Source organism: Vibrio sp. 811, from assembly GCF_033339195.1.
This window is the reverse complement of record NZ_JAWOUB010000415.1, coordinates 1-697: the sequence shown is the minus strand read 5'-3', so window position 1 is coordinate 697 and position 697 is coordinate 1. Positions and strand designations below refer to the sequence as shown.

The following is a 697-nucleotide window of genomic DNA, read 5'->3' as shown; positions in this document are numbered from 1 at the left end:
TCTGAGTTTGGATGAGTTCTTTGATAATGGCGCACTGCTCAGTGAGATTCTTCAAGAGCGTCTAACCAAAGCACAAAGAGATGAGCAGGTGCTTCGATATGTGGCGCGCTTAGAGAAAAATGGCAAAGCGACGGTGGGCGTAGAAGCATTACCGCGCGAACATGCGCTGGCTAACTTGCTGCCATGCGACAACATTTTTGCGATTGAAAGTAAATGGTACAAGGACAACCCTTTGGTGATTCGTGGCCCAGGTGCAGGACGCGAGGTGACCGCTGGTGCAATCCAATCGGATCTCAACCGCTTAGCTGGATTATTCTAAACTTTGCGAGATGCCTAAAAACCCTGGAATTCATCCGGTGTTTTTTATTCCTTCCTCAGTGCCATACTTAAAATAAGATTCGCCATTTTCAAACGTTGTTATGAGTAAATAGCAGATGCGAATTAACTTGAACTATCCTCATTATTAACGTGAGAAAAATTCATAATCACAAGGTTGACATTAAATCACATTCAATACATTCTGTAGACATATAGACGTCTAAACGTCGATTCAAGGATTTTGATTTCGTGGCGGAGTGCCACAGGGAGAGTAAGATGGGATACACGCACGCAGGCCATATCGACGCCTTAAACCAGAATATCGCTGAGTTGTCAGATAACATTAATGTCTCGTTTGAGTTTTTTCCGCCAAGCAGCG

Annotated in this window: 2 pseudogenes; both read left to right on the top strand. The window is 44.0% G+C overall.

The annotated features are described in order from the left end of the window. Window positions 1-319 (top strand): annotated as a pseudogene (metL, locus tag R7Q46_RS27215) (bifunctional aspartate kinase/homoserine dehydrogenase II); the annotation flags it as partial. A gap of 275 nt (window positions 320-594) precedes the next feature. Beyond that, a pseudogene (metF, locus tag R7Q46_RS27210) lies at window positions 595-697 on the top strand (5,10-methylenetetrahydrofolate reductase); the annotation flags it as partial.